Source organism: Vibrio sp. Hal054 (assembly GCF_037162405.1).
Classification (GTDB): Bacteria; Pseudomonadota; Gammaproteobacteria; order Enterobacterales; family Vibrionaceae; genus Vibrio; species Vibrio diazotrophicus.
Window position 1 is genome coordinate 526,431 of record NZ_JARLUT010000002.1, and the last position, 17,653, is coordinate 544,083.

At 42.0% G+C, this 17,653-nt stretch carries 14 protein-coding genes; 2 read left to right on the forward strand and 12 right to left on the reverse strand.

Annotated elements, in window-relative coordinates:
* The first annotated feature begins 111 nt into the window (after positions 1-111).
* Positions 112-705 carry a response regulator transcription factor gene (locus P4S58_RS18445; protein WP_102955471.1) on the forward strand — a complete coding sequence of 198 codons (594 nt, stop codon included), beginning with the start codon at positions 112-114 and terminating at the stop codon, positions 703-705.
* On the opposite strand, the gene P4S58_RS18450 is transcribed toward P4S58_RS18445, so the two are convergent.
* The 6 genes from P4S58_RS18450 to P4S58_RS18475 all read right to left on the reverse strand — a co-directional run bounded on the left by P4S58_RS18450 (position 702) and on the right by P4S58_RS18475 (position 9,494).
* Entirely contained in the window at positions 702-1,601 is a 900-nt protein-coding gene (locus tag P4S58_RS18450) for a LysR family transcriptional regulator (protein ID WP_102963684.1), read from the reverse strand. The genes P4S58_RS18445 and P4S58_RS18450 overlap by 4 nt on opposite strands.
* A 128-nt stretch (positions 1,602-1,729) precedes the next feature.
* On the reverse strand, positions 1,730-3,073 hold the full coding sequence (locus tag P4S58_RS18455; RefSeq protein ID WP_180980475.1) for a GGDEF domain-containing protein: 1,344 nt from the start codon (positions 3,071-3,073) through the stop codon (positions 1,730-1,732).
* A gap of 22 nt (positions 3,074-3,095) precedes the next feature.
* Complete coding sequence (locus P4S58_RS18460) at positions 3,096-3,704, reverse strand: response regulator transcription factor (RefSeq protein ID WP_042483226.1); 609 nt, start codon at positions 3,702-3,704, stop codon at positions 3,096-3,098.
* 14 nt (positions 3,705-3,718) lie between these two features.
* A complete protein-coding gene (locus P4S58_RS18465; RefSeq protein WP_237292556.1) occupies positions 3,719-4,876 on the reverse strand; it encodes an EAL domain-containing response regulator in 1,158 nt (385 codons plus the stop codon).
* 48 nt (positions 4,877-4,924) lie between these two features.
* Positions 4,925-8,455 carry an ATP-binding protein gene (locus P4S58_RS18470; protein ID WP_337165119.1) on the reverse strand — a complete coding sequence of 1,177 codons (3,531 nt, stop codon included), beginning with the start codon at positions 8,453-8,455 and terminating at the stop codon, positions 4,925-4,927.
* Positions 8,456-8,882: 427 nt separating this feature from the next.
* Entirely contained in the window at positions 8,883-9,494 is a 612-nt protein-coding gene (locus P4S58_RS18475) for a glutathione S-transferase family protein (protein ID WP_237292561.1), read from the reverse strand.
* 107 nt (positions 9,495-9,601) lie between these two features.
* On the opposite strand from P4S58_RS18475, the gene P4S58_RS18480 reads away from it, so the two are divergent.
* Positions 9,602-10,177 (forward strand): TetR/AcrR family transcriptional regulator, encoded by a 576-nt coding sequence (locus tag P4S58_RS18480; RefSeq protein ID WP_102963690.1) that lies wholly within the window; start codon positions 9,602-9,604, stop codon positions 10,175-10,177.
* A 7-nt stretch (positions 10,178-10,184) separates the two neighbouring features.
* On the opposite strand, the gene P4S58_RS18485 is transcribed toward P4S58_RS18480, so the two are convergent.
* The 6 genes from P4S58_RS18485 to P4S58_RS18510 form a co-directional block, all read right to left on the reverse strand.
* Positions 10,185-11,795, reverse strand: a complete 1,611-nt coding sequence (locus tag P4S58_RS18485; RefSeq protein WP_337165120.1) for an ABC transporter ATP-binding protein — start codon at positions 11,793-11,795, stop codon at positions 10,185-10,187.
* Positions 11,796-12,848, reverse strand: coding sequence for an ABC transporter permease (locus tag P4S58_RS18490; RefSeq protein ID WP_337165832.1), 1,053 nt, complete (start codon positions 12,846-12,848; stop codon positions 11,796-11,798).
* Positions 12,849-12,859: 11 nt separating this feature from the next.
* Positions 12,860-13,948: a microcin C ABC transporter permease YejB gene (locus tag P4S58_RS18495; RefSeq protein WP_337165122.1), complete on the reverse strand. Its 1,089-nt coding sequence runs from the start codon at positions 13,946-13,948 to the stop codon at positions 12,860-12,862.
* Between the two features lie 8 nt (positions 13,949-13,956).
* Complete coding sequence (locus P4S58_RS18500) at positions 13,957-15,774, reverse strand: extracellular solute-binding protein (protein ID WP_337165124.1); 1,818 nt, start codon at positions 15,772-15,774, stop codon at positions 13,957-13,959.
* Positions 15,775-15,988: 214 nt separating this feature from the next.
* Positions 15,989-16,507: an NUDIX hydrolase gene (locus tag P4S58_RS18505; RefSeq protein WP_042483205.1), complete on the reverse strand. Its 519-nt coding sequence runs from the start codon at positions 16,505-16,507 to the stop codon at positions 15,989-15,991.
* An 88-nt stretch (positions 16,508-16,595) separates the two neighbouring features.
* Complete coding sequence (locus tag P4S58_RS18510; protein WP_102967254.1) at positions 16,596-17,528, reverse strand: exopolyphosphatase; 933 nt, start codon at positions 17,526-17,528, stop codon at positions 16,596-16,598.
* Positions 17,529-17,653: the final 125 nt, after the last annotated feature.

A 17,653-nucleotide genomic window follows, 5' to 3' on the forward strand; every position in this document is an offset into this window, starting at 1 on the left:
AAAACTCTCACTTTCCTACTTGGAAACTTCCCTTTTCCACACCTTCTGTAAGAAAAACCCTATAGTAGTTCCAAGAGTTAGAACTTAACGAATTAACCGAGGGTACACAACATGACAACGAATACAAAAACTGCACTGATTATCGACAGTTTCCCAATGGTACAACAAGCAATGCAACAGATGCTTCTTACAAACAATGGCTTCGATAAAGTACTGTTAGCCAGCGATGCTTTTACTGCAGCGTCAGCATTAAGACAACATGATATTAGCTTAATTATTCTGGATATTCAGTTGGTGGGGTTTGATGGACTAGATTTCCTACGCCGCATGAGAGCAAAACAATTTGCAGGTAAAATATTGTTTGTCTCAAGCAATGAACACAGCATGTATTCCAATGCGGCTAAAAAAATGGGTGCTAACGGCTACGTTCTAAAAACGGAAAGTACAGAGATCATCCAAGATGCTATTTCTAGTGTTCTACGTGGCTACAACGTCTTCAAACACAACAGTGACAACGAGTTTTCTGCGTTATCAAAGCGTGAAACGATTGTATATAACTACCTTGTAAAAGGTTTCACCAACAAACGTATTTCTGAATTGCTATCAATCAGTACAAAGACGGTAAGTACCTACAAAAGCCGCATTTTGAACAAATGTAATGTCGATTCAATCATAGAGCTCGTACAGTTGAAAGAATCTGCTTAAGGGACAGAAAATTGTTCAATTTTCTTTTTAACAATATCTGAAAGCAACATGTGCAAGGGATTGCTTCTGTTACTCGCCTTCATCACAGCTACCAGCGAATAATTATCTATCTTTTGGTATACCTCCGGAAGAACACGGAAACAGAATCTATCATCCGTTACATCAAACAACTGACTCATCGAAAAACCACCCACTTCATCAATTGCGTCCAGCATACAAATGAAGTTATCGACATAGGCATACACGTTAAGGTCATGCCCGGCCAATGCTGTAATCTCTTGCAGAAGAATTTTGATGTCATGTCGACCACGCGCCGCCATTCCAACAAAAGGTAAGTCTAATACTTCTTCATCGCTCAAATCAGCCATTCGAGAAGGCAGAATAACACCATGTCTTAACGTTTTTATGCGTCCCTGATACATCGATTTGTTTAATGTAGGGTTAAAGTAATTAACACCCAAATCAACATTGCCATTGGCTATGTCTTGAGTGGTATGGTTGTCATAAGTCAGTAAGGATATGGATGCTAAAGGGAATGTTGCTTTCAACTCCATCAGCAACTGTGCGCCAAACTGGATGTGCATCACGGGAATGATAGCAATAGTAATTTCACCGTCATAATTGGCACAATCTATGGTGTTTTTTGCAAGTGCCGACTGAATGGTGTTAATTCCGTCGATGATACTTGGAACCACTTCTTCGGTAAAAGCAGTAGGTTCAAGACCTTGACTGTCTCGAACAAAGAGAGGATCGTCGAGCTGCTCACGCAGTTTGGACAAATGCTTACTCACCGCACTTTCCGTTACCCCAAGAGAGCGGCCAACCAACTTTAAGTTTCTGTGTTTGTACAATAAAACAAATGTTTGCAGTAAGTTGTAATCTAAATTATTTGGCATAACGAATCCGATTCTCTACCACATATTTGCAAAACAGCGACTAAATGCTTGTTTTGCTAATTCAATTTTCTTTTAGCCACCAATCTATCACTGTTAAAGAGGATTAGCGAATCCAACAAAGAACAGGATTACGCTTGTTTATCTTTATACAAATTTTCGTCAGCACGACGAATAGCAGACTCTACAGGTTCATTCTCCATCATTTCAACAACGCCTACGGAGACACCAACGCTTAGTGCATAAGGAGAGAAGGTCGTTTCGCCTACACACTCTTTTAGACGCTCTGCCAGTCTTGTTGCATTGTCTTGTTTACAACCGGGGAGTACTGCAAGAAACTCATCGCCACCAGAACGAATTAAGTAGTCCGTATCGCGGAATACTTCTTTCATCGCATTAGCAATTTGCTTGATCGCTTCATCGCCAACATGGTGTCCGTAGGTATCATTAATAGCTTTGAGCTTATTACCATCAATAGCAAGAATGCTCGCACTCTTTTCCTTGATGGCGTTTTTGAAGTCTTCGTTTTCAAGAACATTTCGGTTCAGGAGACCCGTCATCTGATCTTGCACAATATTACTCTGCGCCTCACTAAGTTCAATTTTGTTTAGATGCAGTTCTTTAAAACGGAATAAAATAAACCCACTGACTAACCAAATAATGAAGAAAAAGACAAAGGTACTATAGACAATGGATAACACTGGAACCTTGTATACATATACTGTTGAGTTGTCGGCTACAAAATCGATGGTGTAGGCAAATTTTCCATCTGTCGCATCGTTTCCATAAATAAATTCATAGAAGGTTACACCGTTGATGACTTTCTTATCGACATGGACATCCGAAGCACCGTCAAAACGCGACATGTATATATCAATATTCACATCACCAATGATGCCGTCTTTAAAATAAATAGGGCTAGATACGGTGATAAACACTTTCCCCTCTTCATTGCGATAAGGGTCTGATATTAGTATCCGGTCTAACAATCGTCTATCCGATGCTTCCAACGCGCAATTACGTTGAGCTAAGCATTGTTCAATTTCAATGTCTGCATCCTTCTTATCAACTGACGTTAGAGAACTGATGTAAGAACGGTAATACATCACATCCTCTTCAGGTAGGATAGTCGGCATTTCATCAACCAACTGATGAAACTCACTTTCAATCACAATATCAATGTTCGATAGTTCATCTTTGTCATTTAGGTGCTGAAGACGGCTATCTTGATTGTCTAGTAACGTTTGATTTTCCTTTTCAATGGCGTCGTACTTACTCACTTCACTTTCAAGAATTTTGCTGGTGAAAAAGAGTACTTGGTTGTACTGCGCCATTGTTTTGGAAAATTTTTCAAATTCCAATTCACGTTCATTAATATGCGAATCCACATAAAAAACCATAGAGATCACGTAAAGGATCAAACTGAGCATAAAACTGGTCAGCACAATTTCTTTGATGTTTTTGTTTGTTTTCATCGCCATATTCTGTGAGGTGAATTTAGATAATGTTTTTGTTAATGCTCATTAACTCAACAATCGATTTAACGTTGTACTTCTCCAGTATACGAGATTTATACGTACTGATTGTTTTAGGACTAAGAGAAAGAATGCTCGCTATCTCTTTGTTACATTTGCCATCTACAAGATAAGTAAATACCACAAGTTCTTGTTTAGACAACTGTACGTCATTCGAACCACTATCTTTCATCAGTTTGTAAAAACTATAGCCGTTTAGAATACATTCCACAGCATCGTTAAGAATATTTAAATCTTCGGATTTACATACATAACCATCTGCCCCCAGCTTGTACGCTGTTTCTGAATAGAGTCGGCTATCGTTTGCTGATATAAACAAAGATTTCCCTGTAAAACCATGAGATTTGATACGGCGAAGCAACTCAAAACCGTCCGACTTCACTAAGTTGACGTCTAAGATAAGAAAGTCAATATGCTCTTTTTGAATCAGTTTTTGTGCCTTAATTGGATCTTGTTCAACGATGATAGTTTCGAATCGTCCACCTTTATCCAAAAGTTGTTTAATTGCAGCACATACTAGTGGGTGATCGTCGACAACAAGACAAGTTAAAGAAGTATTTGTTTGAATCATTACAGTTAGCCTCGTTAAGCCATTAATTTATATTCAATTGGTTGGGGTCTGCCAGTGAAGTAACCTTGACAGAGATCTATCCCCATACTCTGTAAATGCGCCCAAGTTTCATTGTCTTCGACTCCCTCAGCGACAAGACGCATATCTAGCTGCTTCGCCATTGAAACAACCAGAGAAAGAATCGCGTTTTTCCTTTTATCGCGATGGCAGGACGTAATAAGCGCCCTGTCGATTTTCATTTCGGTGAAAGGCAAATCCGCTAGTTTTATTAGCGAAGAGTATCCCGCGCCGAAATCGTCAATAGCCAGCTCAACATCGTTAAGACGTAAGCGAGCAAAATTTTCAAACATGGTTGGATTGTGTTTGTACACTTCCATTTCCGTCATTTCGATAATCAGGTTTTGAGGAGAAAAGTCATAACGTTCACAGCACTCCAATACCTGAAAAGCAAAGTTTGAGTCCCCGAAATTGGCCAAGGCCGCATTCACTGAAATAGATCCTGACAGCTTTCCACTGCGGTGGTCTTCCAACGCTTGTTCCAATACGTAGAAAAACAAACGTACATGCCATTGCTCTTTATCGATGATCGGCAAAAAAGCCATTGGACTGATATAACCATACTGAGGATGGTCCCAACGAATCAGAACTTCATTTCCGCTTTGAGTGTCATTAGCAAAACGACACTGTGGTTGATAAAAATTAACCAGTCTATGTGAGTCAAAAGCTGAATCCAGATCTGAACGTAAGAACTCAATGACTTTGTCACTCACCTTAGGGCTTGGCACCGCTTCAATGGCTGAATGAAGTACGGAGGCTAAATCTGTGTTCGATATTGGTTTCATCTGTGATGAAACCATGCCAAACCCAAGTTGGCGACACATCATTTCAGCCAATGCGATGATGCTTTTGTCATGGCCGCTCAGTAAACATAATTTACCTTGGAAGTTTTGCTTTTTAAGCGCATTTAAAAACGTTAAACCATCTTCTCCGGGCATAGACAAATCACAGAACACAAGGTCAATTTCTTGTTGTTCACAGATAGCTAAACCCTGCTTACTACTTTGCGCGACACGTACATTGTCAATGCCAAATGTCTGCAACTGAATTTTCAACGTAATACACTGAATAGGGTCATCGTCAACGATGAGAACACGCTGAATGTTATACGACATGATTGTTTATCCACGCTTTCGTTTGTTCAATACTGGTAGTGATATCCGCTACCAAATACTCAAATAATGGGTCAATGTTACCTTCAGAGTTCTGCATCCCATTTTCCAAATCCATTGCACGTTGCTGAACTGCGGTTTCACCGACTGTTCCAGAGCCCCCTTAATACGGTGAGCAATTTCCTTGATCAACTTGCGGTCACCTTTGCTTTCAATCAGCAAAGCCAAGTCTTTCTCCATTGTCTCTACATACACTTGTGACAAAATTTGAGCATCTTCAGCATCGTATTTCGCCAACCAAATCTCAGCGACTGGTTCATCAGAAGAAAGATATTGTGCAAGCAATTTATAAAGTCGACTAATGCCATAAGGCTTGTACAACATAGTATCGAAGCCCGAGTTCAGAGCTTTCTCATTCGCGACTCGAGAATCTTCAGCGGTACAGCCAATCAAAGTGATATGACTAAGTTCTGGTTGCATGCGTACACGATTTACTAACTCATATCCGTCCATCACTGGCATATGACAATCTGTGATCAGGAGGTCATACTCCATCGGCTTAGCTTGTAACAGCTCCAGTGCAATCAAACCGTTGTCGACAATATCCACATCGACACCAAGCTCAGCTAACTGCTGCTTGAATACCAATTGGTTGATTGGATTATCTTCTGCAACCAGAACTTTGCCTTTCAATGGTGAACGCATATTTTCTTCATCAGAAGCAGTCATTTTTTCATTCCCTACAACGGCATCAAACAATAGGTCTGGGAAGAAAGGCGTAGAGTTCAAGTACACACAACGCCCATTTCGACTACGAAAAACATCTAGGTCTTTCTTAATCACGATATTGTGTTGATGTTCGCAACAGCTATCATCGAAATTTTCTTCGTCATAAATGTCGATATTTTTTAATGAACACGAACTGTTCTTGTTGCTCGTCCATATGTCTATCCAGCTCGAAATCAAAGGATCAGTACCGTGATAAGTAGCACAAACAACTTTTTGAGATTTTTCATACGTACGAACCAACTCGTGAGGAATAGTAAACGATACGGTTGTTCCCATATTGGGTTCACTATCAATGTTGATTTTTCCGCCCATCACTGTGACCAAATTATGGACAATCGCCATACCTAAGCCTGTACCACCAAATCGACGAGCAATTGTTGAATCCGCCTGATAGAACGGATTGAATACGCCTTTGATGACATCTTTACTCATGCCAACGCCAGTATCGGTTACTGAAAGAGACACACATTTCTCATCCAGTGTGATATCAACGGTGATTCTGCCCGAGTCAGTGAACTTTATTGCATTCGACAATAAGTTGTTGATAATTTGGCTAAAACGCAAAGCATCCATCTGAACTACTTTGACTGTTGTCGGCGCCCAGTTCACTTCAAACTGCAGCCCTTTCTTTTGAGCAGAGGCACAGTGGACACGCAGCAATTCGCCCGTTTCTCTCAGCAAATGGCATTCACCGAGATCAAGCTCAAGCTGTTGTGCTTCAAGCTTTGAGAAGTCCAAAATGTCATTCACCAATAAATGCAGATGGCGAGTTGAAGTAATGATGTTATTAATCATCATTAGGGTATCTTCGTCATCAGTGCGAATTTTCAGCATTTCTAACAAACCAGCCATACCCGCAATTGGCGTGCGAAGTTCATGGCTCATACTCGCCAAGAAACGCTCTCTCGCTTGTACCGCTTGCTGAGCAGTTTCATTCGCGGCACGTAACGCTCGCTCTTGCTCTTTCTGAGCCGAGACATCATGTACAACGGTTAATACAAACTCTTCAGCATCGGCAGGCCCGTTGATGCGAGTTCTGAAATAATCAATTGTCTGTAAACCCGCATTGCAAGTTTGAACATCAACGTCACGTTGAATGGTTTCACCCACTTTTAACACGCGTGACAGTTCTTCATTGTTTTCAATCACCTTGTGCTCTGGGCGATCTTTCTGAGCAAGGCTGCAACTTTTACATTTACCGCTTTCTACGCCACTACAATTACTTAGCAGCAACTTGTGGTTAGAATCGTGAATAAAAACCTGGTTAGGTAAACTGTTAATAATGTTCTGTAGGAAACGTAAGCTATTTTGCGTTCTTTGCGCTTCTTTTTCATTCAGCGAGACTTTTAACTGAAAGTTTTTCTTCCACAGATAGAAGATAAAGACCAGCAATAGAATAATGCCAGCAAGAATCGACAGACCAACGATGACGAAATTTTTGTCATAGCCATACACAATATTGAACTGGGTATACCCATTCTGCAGACGATGCAACTCTTTAGGGTTGATAGTCGAAGCTACCCCATCAATTAGGTCACTGATCTGACGGTCGTCTCCCCTTACAGTGATTGCTACATCAATCTCTTTGTAAGATTGACGTTTAATAACCAACTTATCGTCATCATCATTTGCAACTAGGTAATCGAGTATATCCTCACGTACATAGGCTTGGCGCAACTTGCCATTTTTCAGGTCTTCAATAAGCTGCTTAATACCAATGTAAGTTATGGTATTTTCGCCAAATATTCGATTTTTAATACTTTGGTAAGCTGGCGTATCTGCAAACAAAACACCTTCTTTCGCATTGTCCTTATATGTCAGTCCTTTATAGTTCACTGCATAGTATTTAATGGATGCTAGGGGGTTAGATACCGCTGTCCAGTCAAGGGCATGTGAATCCATCAATACTGCCGGAACAAAATCTATCTCTTTTTGTTCCAGCAACCCTAATGGCGTTTCACCATCATGCAGAGGCACATACTGGAATCGCATTGATGTACGGATTTCAATTAACTTAAGTAGATCTGGAAGAAACCCAGCGATCTCGCCACTGGTGTCCCGATAAAATAGAGGATAGGAGTCGTCCCAAACTGTATATCGAATCGTTGGATTGCCTTTATTCGATACCGCATTGCGAGCAACATCTATTTGATGGTAGATATTGTCCGAATGGATACCCGAAAATTTTGCTTCTTGGTTCAACACTAAGTTGATATTTTGCAACAACAACTGGCTGTTCTTATGCGCCGCAATACGGATATTCTCAGTATCAAACCAATCCGGTATTTCTATACGACCAATGGTTTGGGTAGACGAATTCACACAAGCTAACAGCGACACATAGCTATCAAGTACCGCATCCGCCTGACCAGAATTAACCAGATTGATGGCATCAGCAAAACTCTCAGCTTCATAAATATTTGGTAGACCGCGTAAATCAAGCTTTTTGCAATAAATAGAACCTTTAACACATACCCATTTCATTGAACTAGGAGAAACATGCATTAGGCTTTTATTTCGGTACCAAATAGCAATCGAACTCTGATATAAAGTTTGACTATAGATATAATTGGAATCACTCGTATCAGAAAGTCCTACCGCTAAGTCTGCTTCTTTTTTATCAATAGCTTGATGCAATGAAGAAACTGTTGGATAGACAATATATTCGATATCGAGATTAAGATTTTTAGCCAAGCTATCAACAAAATCTGTCTCAATATCATAAGTAGGGTCATGATATGCAAGATTATCAAGCGTACGTGAAAGCAATGCCACTTTAATTTTATTTGGCATTGGATTCGATTTGTCACTTGTCGCTGACAAAGTGTAGGTACTAAAACCACACACATAGCAGAAATAAATAATAGAAATAAACGGTTCACAATTTACTCATGCACATCAAAAATAGGATGTAAGAATAAGAAAAATGGGATGAAAGTCAAATAGCAAACAAATTCAGCTATATTATAACTTTATGTTTAATAAGCATATTTTGGTTTTTTGTAAGCACTATCCGACAATATTATCAGATGTAATCTAACAGATTGGGATGTGATTTATAGGTAGGGAGTATGAATATTCTTATGAATAATTACAGTAAGGTCGAAAGAGAGTGTTATCTAGGACTTAGCCTCCCTTTCATTATTCCGAACACATATTACTCAGTTTCATTCGGTTAAAAGAAAATAATTAGGAGGCTAATATTAATTACTTATGAAACTTATTGAAAAGCTGGACGTTGAGATAATTCATTAAACCAACGAGCAATATTTGGATACTGATTTAAAACGTCAATTTGTAGGGCTTTTTCCGCAAATCCTACAAATATATAACCGGTAATATCTGCAATAGTGAGTGCTTCAGTAACAATAAATGGCTTATCTGTTAGCTGTTGTTCCAATTGAGGAAGGAAGCTTTCAACACGACGTTTACTTTCAATGCCCCACTCTTCCACACACGTTTCGCGATCTTTATAAATACCTGAGATATTTCGGAATGCTTGGAAACCAGCATATAGACCTTGAAACTCCACCACACGGTTCCACATTTCAACTTGAGCGGTTTCTAAGTGTGTTTCACCAAAAAGGTTTTTCTTATTGGGAGTCGCTTCATGGAAGTAGCGGCAAATGGCAACACTCTCACAAATAGTGACACCGCAATCTAGCTCCAGCATTGGAACTTTACCGTTTATGCTTTTTTGCTTGAAATCATCCGCTAGGTTCTCACCTTCACGTACATTGACTTGAACTCGTTCAACATCAACACCTAGCTCTTTGAGGAAAATGGAAACTCGGCGACAACTTGGAGTTGGGGAAAATTCGTATAGTTTCATTGTTGTTCCTTGTATTTTGGCTTTAACTAACCGATCGTTTAGGTTAGACTTTATTCGTTTTCTAAACGATCAGTCAAGAATTAATTATTGCAGATGAGGCCAGCGATATGGCGAGAAAAAGTAACTTTGATAGAGACGAAAAGCTTGTTCAAGCGATGGAGCTATTCTGGCAGAAAGGCTATGCCAATACTGCGATCTCTGACCTGATTGATTCATTACAAATCAACCGTTTTAGCCTTTATAACTCTTTCGGTGATAAGCAAAATTTGTATTACGAAGCATTGGAGAAATATCTATCAAGCGTTTCCATCCCTACGCTGTCGTCATTGGAAAACCAGGACGCTTCACTCGAAGAACTGGAACAATTTCTTAAACAATTTGCTGAAATACAAAGGCTGAACAACCGTGGCTGTTTTATGCAAAACGCCCTTGTGGAACATGCAGGAACCGATGACACCGTATTACAGAAAGGCCATTTTCTGTTTGACCACTTGATAGAGATAATTTCGAGAGCGATTAGCAACGCTCAACGCCAGAGTAAGCTGCGCGCATCTCATGATCCACGAGCTTTGGCTCAGCTTGTCTTAACACAGATGCAAGGCATGCGAGTGCTCGGAAAAGCCAAGCGCAATGAAGATTTAGAAATGGCTTTGACCACTTTACTTATGTTGATCAAAGCCTGACGAAGAATCAAAACGTAGACAGGTTCACCAGCTCTTGAGTATAGGGATGCGAAGGTTTGTTAAACAAAGCTTGTGTTTCCCCTTGCTCCACAATTTTTCCTTGCTTCATCACAATGGTGTAATGACACAGAGACTTCACTACGTTGAGGTCGTGACTGATAAACAAATAAGTTAAGCCATACTTCTCTTGCAGAGATTTGAGCAAATCCAACACCTGCGCCTGAACCGTACGGTCAAGCGAAGAAGTCGGCTCATCAAGCAATATAAACTCAGGCTTTAACACTAGTGCCCTCGCAATAGCAATGCGCTGCCTCTGCCCACCGGAAAACTCGTTTGGATAACGATGACGAGTCTCTGGGTCGAGATCGACCTCTTTCATTACTTCACAAATAAGCTGATCGATAGTTTGCTCATCATGTTCAAAATGCACACGCAAGCCTTCTCCAATAACCTGAGCGACAGACATCCGAGGGTTTAACGCCGAAAAGGGATCTTGGAAAACCACTTGCATTCGACTGCGGTAAGGCAACATTCTTTTTCTGTCTAGCCCTTGCAGCTCGTTTCCTTGGTAGCGAATAGAACCTTCGGATTCCACCAGTTTTAATATCGCCATCCCGGTGGTTGATTTCCCCGACCCGCTTTCGCCCACTAAACCAATCGAATGTCCCTTTTTCAGGTCAAACTGCATATCAGTGACCGCTTTGATATGCGCAATGGTTTTTCTTAGTAGCCCGCCTCTAATCGGGAACCACACTTTCAACTGCTCTGTGGTCAGCAAACTTGGACTATTTATATCGACGTTAACAGGTACACCGCGCGGATCGGATTCGATTAGCAACTTGGTATATGGATGTTTTGGTTCGGAGAAAAGCGTTTTACACGCTTCGATTTCCACCAGCTTGCCGTGCTGCATAACCGCAACACGATCAGCAATCCGTCTGACAATACTTAAGTCATGAGTAATGAACAGCATTGCCATTCCCAGCTCTTGTTGTAACGCTTTCAGCAAGTCGAGTATCTGCGCCTGCACAGAGACATCAAGTGCAGTCGTTGGCTCATCAGCAATTAATAACTCGGGTTCGTTAATCAACGCCATCGCTATCATTACTCTTTGCCGCTCTCCGCCAGAAAGTTCGTGAGGATAAGCATTGATCTTCTGTTCGGGATGACGAATACCGACTTTCGCTAACCAGCCAATTGCCTGCTCTTCGGCTTTTTTCTGCCTGACGCCACGATGAATGGCCAGCGTTTCCACTAACTGCTTGCCAATCTTATGCAGAGGATTCAACGAGACCATAGGCTCTTGGAATATCATACCAATGCGCCCACCACGAATGCCTCTCAGTTGTCGTTCAGAACAGCTAAGCGTATCTAACCCTGAAAACTGGATATTACCCTCAAGATAGTGAGCAGAACCCTTCGGTAACAACTTTAATATTGCATTGGCGGTGACCGATTTCCCAGAGCCACTCTCTCCCACCAGCGCCAGTGTTTCGCCTTTGTTGATGGTGAGAGAAACTTGCTCTGTGACTTTCTCAATAGCGTCACCACGACCGAAACCCACAGAGAGGTTTTCGATTTTAAGCAGGCTTTCGATTTTTAACGAATGTTCGCTCATCTATCCTCTCCTTTGCATATTTGGATCAAAGGCGTCACGCACAGCTTCGCCAATAAAAACAAGTAGAGTCAGCATCATAGAAAGCACGACAAACGCAGAAATTCCGAGCCACGGAGCTTGTAAGTTCGCTTTGCCCTGCGCAAGCAATTCACCCAATGACGGCGAACCCGCTGGAAGACCAAAACCCAAGAAATCTAAAGAAGTTAATGTCGTTACTGAGCCAGAAAGTATAAACGGCATCATAGTCAGTGAAGCCACCATAGCGTTTGGCAACATATGACGCAGCATAATGCGCGAGTCACTCACTCCCATCGCTTGCGCCGCGCGAACATAATCAAAATTTCTGCAACGCAAAAACTCCGCACGAACAACACCAACCAAACTCATCCAGCTAAACAGCACCATGATCCCCAGTAACCACCAAAAATTAGGTTCCACAAAGCTGGATAAAATGATGAGTAAAAACAGCGTTGGCAAACCAGACCATACTTCAATAAAGCGCTGGCCTAGCAAATCTAGCCAGCCGCCGTAATATCCCTGCGTGGCACCAACAATCACACCAACGAACGAAGATACAACCGTTAATACAAATCCAAACAAAACGGAAATGCGAAAGCCATAAATGATCCGTGCCAGAATGTCTCGTCCTTTGTCATCCGTGCCTAACCAGTTCACAGCATCAGGAGCAGATGGCACCGAACCTTGAATATTGAAGTTAATCGTGTCGTAACTAAAGCGGATGACAGGCCAAATGATATAACCTTTATCTTCAATCAACTCGATGACATACGGGTCGGTATAGTCTGCTTCAGTTTCAAACTCGCCGCCGAAACGTGTCTCAGCATAAGCATTAGACACAGGGAAGAACCACTGGTTATCGTAAGAAATAAACAGCGGCTTGTCGTTTGCAATCACTTCCGCAAATAGGCTGACAATAAACAAAAGTGAAAACAGCCACAGTGACCAGAAACCACGGCGATTGGCTTTAAATCTCTGCCAACGCGCGACGGTAAGCGGATTTGCAGTTGCGTTTTTTCGTAGCGCCCCATTTATTACTATCACAATCAGCGCGCCTCAAAATCAATGCGCGGATCAACCCATGTATAAGTTAAATCCGAAATAATACCGAGCACTAGCCCAAGCAAAGTCATGATATACAGTGAACTAAAGACCACCGGATAATCCCTTTGAATGGTAGATTCGAAACCCAATAAGCCAATCCCTTCCAGAGAAAACATCACTTCAATCAACATAGAGCCCGTAAAGAAAATACTGATAAAAGCGCTTGGGAAACCAGCAATGATGATCAGCATGGCGTTACGGAACACATGCTTATACAGAATACTGCCCTCATCCAGCCCTTTTGCACGAGCGGTTACGACATACTGTTTGTTTATCTCATCCAGAAACGAGTTCTTGGTCAACATGCTCAATGTTGCGAATCCACCAATCACCATAGCGCACGTTGGCAACGCGAGATGCCAGAAATAGTCGATAACCTGTTGGTACCAAGTAAGGCTGTCGAAGTTATCCGAAACCAAACCGCGCAAAGGAAACCAACTAAAGTAGTTACCACTGGCGAACAAGATGATCAGAATGATAGCGAACAAAAATCCGGGAATGGCGTAGCCGACAATCACTAGCGCGCTCGACCAAATATCAAAGCGGGACCCATGATGTATCGCCTTCATTATTCCCAGCGGGATGGAAATTAGGTAGATGATTAAGGTGCTCCATAATCCCAGAGATATAGAGACAGGCAGACGGTCGACAATCAAATCAATCACGTTACCGCCACGGAACAGACTTTCACCGAAGTTAAACGTGACGTAGTTTTTCAGCATGTCGAAATAACGCACATGTAAAGGCTTATCAAACCCAAACTGACGCTTTATCGCTTCTACCACCTCTGGATCCAAACCACGAGAGCCTTTGTATCCACTGCCATTGCTGTTGTCTACACTCGACAAATCGACTTCCTGACCGCCACCAGAGAAGCGCTCCATGACACCGGATGTTTGTCCTTCTAACTGAGCGATAGCTTGCTCTACAGGACCACCCGGTGCAATTTGGATGATAAAAAAGTTGATAGTGATGATTGCCCACAACGTAGGAATAACCAACAACAGACGACGAAAAATATAGGCAGCCATATAACCTCTTATCGACGTTTTTCAGGCAGTTTTTCGGCTTTCTCTTTCGAGATCCACCAAGTATCTAAGCCCAAATCGTATTTCGGCATCACACTTGGTCGCTCAAACTTATCCCACATCGCTACACGATAAAGACTCGAATGCCACTGAGGAATGATATAGAAGTTCCACTGTAGAATTCGGTCAAGCGCTCGGCCTAAACTTAACAGCTTTTTCGGTTGTTCCTGATTTTTGGAAATCTGAAACGTAAGATCATTAATGACAGGATCCATTACACCAGCAGTGTTGTAGGTTGAATCTATGTAGTTTGAGTTCCATACAATCATCAGGTTAGAACTTGGGAATGGATTAGCAAAGTAAGATGAGGAGACCATATCGAAATCGCGGTCACGTAGACGCTTGATATATTGCGTGTTATCAACGGTGCGAATTTTCATCTCAATCCCCATCAGTTTGAGATTTTTTTGCAACGGTATCGCGATACGCTCAGTGGTCGGGTTGTAGATAAGCAGTTCAAAGGTCATTGGTTCGCCAGTTTTAGCGTTCACCATCACTTTATCTTTCAGCTCCCAACCTGCGCTTTTTAACAACGCAAAAGCGGTTCTCATTTGGGTGCGGATACGTCCACTGCCGTCCGTCACTGGCGGTTGATACTCTTCAGTAAATACTCTGGGTGGAATCGCTTGTTTAACTGGGTTGAGAATAGCTAACTCTTCTTCGCTGGGTAAGCCTTTCGCTTCATAGTCAGTGTTTTGGAAATAACTGCGAGTGCGAGAGTATTGGCTATAGAACATGTTCTTGTTCATCCACTCAAAATCCATCGCATAGTTCAGAGCTTCACGAACTCGCACGTCTTGGAATACCGATCTTTGCGTGTTGAACACAAAACCTTGTGTACTGGCGGGCGCATTGTGCTCAATTTCTTCTTTCTTGATAAAGCCATTGTCGAAGTTAACGCCAGTGTAAGATGTCGCCCAGAATTTAGCTTGGCTCTCCTGACGTAAATCAAACTCACCTGCCTTGAACGCTTCCAGCATCACCGTATCATCTCGATAATAGTCATATTGAACTTGCTTGAAGTTGTTGCGCCCAACGTTGACGGGGAGATCCTTGGCCCAGTAGTTGTCATCCAGCTGATACGTCACGCTCTGACCCATTTTGTAGTCCGAGACTTTGTATGGGCCGCTACCTACTGGTGGCTCATTTAAAGGCTCTGCGAAGTTTTTGTCTTTCCAGAAATGTTCGGGTAACACTCGGGTTCCTTGAGCAAAGCTAAACAACTTTTCTCTATTGGGTTCCGACATTTCAATACGCACGGTCAGTGGTGCTATCGCCTTAACGGATTTGATCTCTTTGTAATAGACGCGGTACTGAGGTACGCCTTCAGTCATGAACTTGTTGAAGGTGAATTCCACATCGGCAGCGGTAATTGGCTCTCCATCCTGAAAGCGGGCTTTAGGATTAATGTCTAACTCAAGCCAGGTGTAATCATCGGAATAGCGTACTTTTTCAGTGATAAGGGGGTAATAGGAGTCAATTTCATCGGTTGGTGAATACATCAAGGTGTCATAAAGTTCACCTGTGTATATCGCAGGCACACCGCGTGAGGCATAGCGGTTAAAATTATCGTAAGTACCGACCTGTCCGTAAGTGATTTTTCCGTACTTGGGAGCATCAGGATTGACGTAATCAAAATGAGTAAAGTCTTGCGGATACTTTGCTTCACCAAAGCCAACCAATCTTGTGGTTTCGATAACATTCGCCAAAGCAAAGTGGCTAATAGCAGTAAGCACAATCCCTAAAACAAGTGGTTTGGTATTTCCCATTCCGCGAATCCTTCTATTTATCAAAATGACACTGAGTTACCCGACGCCATATTACATAGCTCATATCCGGATAATGCAGGATATTATTAATAATTCAGTCACTTGGATAAGTATAGAGAAGTTTCTACAGAACGAAACCGCCAAAGCGTCAGCAAGTTGCAACAAATCTACATTTCAGCGGTTTCTTATGTTCATGTCTCACGCTTTAGAGATATCAGAGCATTTCTTGAGCAATCAAACGCAGCAAATAGGTTTCGCGTTCGATACTCATCCCCTTTTTCGGGCTTTCTAGAATGGTTTTTTCGTTGTGAGCTATCGCTTGGTGAATATTAATCCAACGAGGTTCCATGCCATTGCGTATTTCGTAGTCTTCAAATTTGGTGTTGCCCAGTTCGCGATCAATCTTGCAGGTGTAGCAATACGAGATCATATGCATCACATCAAAATCATTTTTGTACCAAGGGCGAAACTCCTCGTAGATACCATAAGGCTTGATGGAATGGATATTCTTTGCTCCGGTTTCTTCTTCCAGCTCACGTACCAAGCCCGCAAGCACATCTTCACCGTCATCTAACCCGCCACCCGGAAGTGTGTAGTCATGATATCGCTCGGTATACAGCATTAAGATATCTTCGCCATCAATCACAATCGCTCTTGTTGCTTTGCGTTGTAGCACTGTGTACTGGCTTAAGCGTTCGACATCAGGATGAACGGCAGTTTGTAAATGTCTCATGGTGGTTCCCTTAAATTTCTCGGCGCGAATTCTAACATAAAAAAGCCCCGTTAAACGGGGCATAAGTCACTTGGAACAAGCCTTGATTTCAACCATCTGCGGTGATTCGCTTAATCAACTCTTGCTCAACTTTCGGTGCGAGATCCACATCGATCTGACAAGTTCCCGCTGCGTGGTGACCACCGCCTCCATATTCAAGCATCAGCTCGCCCACATTGGTTTTTGAGCTGCGATCAAAGATGGATTTACCTGTGGCAAACACGATGTTTTGCTTTTGGAAACCCCACATTTTATGAATTGAAATATTACACTGCGGGTAAAGGGCATAAATGATGAAACGGTTGCCAGCGTAAATCACCTCTTCTTCGGTTAGATCTAACACCACCAAATTCTTATATACGGTGCCGCACTTCATAACTTGCTCTTTAAACTTGTTTTCGTGCTCTCGATACAACTCGATCCGTTCTCTCACATCAGGCAGATCGAGAATTTGCTCTATGGTGTGATTACCGCAGTAATCAATCAGATCCATCATCAGGTTATAGTTTGAAATTCTGAAATCGCGAAACCGCCCTAAGCCAGTTCTCGCATCCATCAAAAAGTTAAGTAGGTTCCATCCCGTAGAATCCAGTACTTCATCACGTGTGAACTGAGCGGAATCACCTTTGTCCACCGCTTCCATCATTTCCAACCATGCTTCAGGAAAGACATCCAGCCCACCGTAGTAGTCCCATACCACTCGCGCCGCAGAAGGCGCATTTGGATCGATAATGTGATTAAGTCTGGGTTCTGTATTGCGAATGGTTTCAGAAAGGTGGTGGTCAAATATCAGAAAGGCGTTTTCAACATAAGGTAAGTTGGTGGTGATATCGTTTTCTGTTATCGCTATCTTGCCGTCTTGCATATCTTTGGGATGCACAAACTTGATGTCGTTAATTAAGTTAAGTTTTTTGAGCAACACTGCGCAAACCAATCCGTCAAAGTCACTTCGGGTGACAAGCCGATATTTGTTATCCGCCATTGGTTAATCCCCTAAATTTTTTATACTCGTCATTCTTCCCCTCATGCTTTCACCGCTATTGATGCTCAACTCAAGAAAGCACTATGCCTTAATTTTAGACAGCATGTTTTTTTTAACAAACTTAA